The sequence below is a fragment of the Nostoc sp. UHCC 0252 genome (assembly GCF_034931145.1).
Lineage (GTDB): Bacteria > Cyanobacteriota > Cyanobacteriia > Cyanobacteriales > Nostocaceae > Nostoc.
In genome coordinates this window covers 4,067-6,555 of record NZ_JAYGHE010000135.1, presented here as the reverse complement: position 1 = coordinate 6,555, position 2,489 = coordinate 4,067, and the positions used below count along the sequence as shown (strand labels likewise).

Here is a 2,489-nt window from a genome sequence, read left to right as displayed (position 1 = left end):
TAATAAAAAATGACTGTTTATTCGGTTATTTATTATTGGTGTCTAGCGGACACGTAGTAGACACTGGGTGTCTGGGTGGTGTCTAGGGTGGTGTCTGCTGGTGTCTAGGCTATACAAGGGTTTTGAGCTTTGGTGTCTGTGGTGTCTGGTGTCCGATGTCCGCAAAAAAAGGGGGTTTTTGGGAGCAGACACCAGACACAAATCGCAGTCAAATTTGATTAAGCTTGATAACACCCTCGGCTATCCAGTCCGCCAATCCTGCCCCCACAATTTCGTACATCCAGCCCTTGATTTGCTCAACAGTGAATCTTTCACCGTTCACTTTAAAGTTGCCCTTAAACTCTCTTACATCAGCTTCAATTCGCTCAGTTCTGGTGAGATATTCATACAACTTTTGCGCCATTGGTGATAGTTTTTTAGGTTCATCTTGGGTGTCACCTGCTTTGTTACCAAGATTGAATTCCAGTTCATAAATCCGCTCTAAAGTAGCTTTATCGATAGGGGGATTGGGGTTAGATTCTGCTGGGAGAGCGTCGCTAAAGTCAGATATTTTCACTGTCATTTTGGGCAGATTAACATCAAGCCATTCGTTGGAACTGTCGAGTTTTACCTTAGCAAAACCAGTCGATGAGGGCTGTAGTGTAACTGGATCTACTTCTGCCAAACATTCAACTTGGAGCATCTTAGAAACCAGATTATGTAATCCCTTAATGCCGAATAAACACGTCTGGGTGTTGTTGTGAGCAACCACTGTTATTGGCATCTCTTGTTTACGGCTTTTGGTTAGTGCCAGCTTGCCGAATTTGTCTAACAGTTCTGCATCTTTAATGAAATCGCCGTATGTGGTGGCCTCCTCACAAATTAGTGCGGTTGCTTTACCTTCTGCCCAAAGTTTTTGTCGCCATTGCTCCTCACTCATTGAGGAATCATTGAAAGTTTTTAACCTCGATTCCAGTTCTTTTAAGTAATTGCGGATCTGCTGCTCTATCTCATCCCAGGAGTGATAACTTTCAACTCCTCGCCATTCACTACGGTTCGAGTCGGGGTCAAGGACAATCACACGGTAGCCGGCTCGTTTTTTGAGTTGGATTACATAACGGGCTAGCCATGATTTACCGCCCCCTTGGTTGCCCCAGATAAGAGCAGTTTGTTTGACTAAGTTTTGCACCCATGCCGTTTTATTGTCCTGTGGTGCAATCGCTCCAGGCTCAGATCCAGTAACCTTGTCGTTGGGGTCAATCGTCCCCTGTAGAGTCTGGCTACCTTGCAAGTAAGGCGTTTTCATCTCACGCAACTGCTTAATATACTCCGCCTTCTGTTCTTCGGTCATCCCCGCCGTTTGCGCCTCGAAAATAGCGTCAGTTGCCTCCATTTGTGTAACTTCAATTTCCGTGTGGGCGTAAATCTCAGCTTTGGTGATATCAACAGTGCGATCATTGGCTATCAAATCTAAATCGGCTTGTAGTTGGACTTCTGCGATCGCAACGTCTCGGCAACTCTCTAGTAGCTCGGAACGTGCGGCCATCTCTGCCTTTGCTGCGTCCCGTTTTTGGGCGATGTCTTCAAAAACTGCTCTCTGCTTCTCCTCATCTTGGCAATGGCGGAGCATCCACCCCGCAAGCGCAAACCCCAGGAAACCACCAAAAGCCCAAAACGCTTTGTATGGGTTGGTCGCCTTCACTAACCCATTAACGCCCATAGCTGGGTTACGCACTATTTGGCGCGGCATTCCATCACTCTTCCACTGTGACCAATAAAATGGGGTCATCCTGAAAGGTCGTCCATTTTTATCCTCACAGGTCAATGTTTTCTGTGGGGTTTTCAAACAGAAGTAAACGCGATCGCTGCTCGTTCCCTGCCACGCCATCGCCGCCGAACTAATTCCCACAGTTAAACTTAATCCAATGGCAACAGCTTTCTTGTCCATCGGCAACTGACCAAACCACAACATTAAACCCGATTGTTGCGACTCGGATAAAGTTTTATGTTTATCGCTTAAATAATTCATTTACCTCTCCTGCCACCAAATAGAAAAAACATTAATATCGCTAGAAATATGCCCACTCCTGCACCATCCATCCAACTTGAAGATTCAGCAGTTTTTGGCTTATAAACCGACTCAATATAAGTCTTAACTGTACTAGTAGAAGTTCTCGCTTCATTCCATTCACTAATTGGTTCATTGAGCGCACATAACAACGCTAACGATGCACTGCAACCAGTCATTAAATTAGTGACAAAATTATTGAACCCTTCACCTGTTGCAGTAGCAGTAAAATACAAGTGTGCAGTACCAACAGCCAGGAACATTCCAACTGGGTGAACTTGCAAGAGATGAAAGGTAAAAATAACTGCCGAATTTAGACAACTACCAGCGACAATCTCACAAGCATTACCAGCACGTCTAAATGTCCGACCTCTATTATTTTCTGGCAGTGGTGGTAACTGTTCGGGTTGTTTCTGTTGCTTAGTTGATTGTGGTGTTTGTG

Annotated in this window: 2 protein-coding genes; both read right to left on the bottom strand. The window is 45.1% G+C overall.

The features are described from left to right. Positions 1–208: 208 nt before the first annotated feature. Positions 209–2,008: a hypothetical protein gene (locus VB732_RS34830; RefSeq protein WP_323235370.1), complete on the bottom strand. Its 1,800-nt coding sequence runs from the start codon at positions 2,006–2,008 to the stop codon at positions 209–211. Next, a partial coding sequence (locus VB732_RS34825) for a hypothetical protein (RefSeq protein ID WP_323235369.1) occupies positions 2,005–2,489 on the bottom strand: 485 nt, incomplete at its 5' end. The genes VB732_RS34825 and VB732_RS34830, both read right to left, overlap by 4 nt.

Bases quoted from the DNA above. Each gene is read 5' to 3' on its own strand.
- VB732_RS34830 (WP_323235370.1), bottom strand. From the start codon at position 2,008: ATGAATTATTTAAGCGATAAACATAAAACTTTATCCGAGTCGCAACAA.